Origin of the sequence: Paenarthrobacter aurescens, assembly GCF_025421775.1 — a bacterium.
In the GTDB taxonomy this organism is placed as follows: Bacteria; Actinomycetota; Actinomycetes; order Actinomycetales; family Micrococcaceae; genus Arthrobacter; species Arthrobacter aurescens_B.
Genome location: NZ_JAOEFX010000628.1, coordinates 1 through 243 on the forward strand (window position 1 = coordinate 1; position 243 = coordinate 243).

General features: G+C 69.5%; 1 pseudogene. It reads left to right on the forward strand.

Annotated elements, in window-relative coordinates:
* Nucleotides 1–243: pseudogene (locus N7568_RS25070) on the forward strand (30S ribosomal protein S3); the annotation flags it as partial.

Genomic DNA, 243 nt, shown 5'->3' on the forward strand with positions numbered 1-243 from the left:
GTCCCGTGTCGAGCGCTACCACGAGGGTCGTGTCCCGCTGCACACCCTGCGCGCGGAGATCGACTACGGCACGGCAGAAGCACACACCACCTTCGGCGTCATCGGCGTCAAGGTGTGGATCTACAAGGGCGACGTCGTGGGCGGTGTCCGCGAGTCCGAGCTGAACGCTCCGAAGAACGAGCGCGGTGGCCGTGGCGACCGTGACCGTCGTCCGCGTCGCGGCGGCCAGCGCCGTCAGCGTGC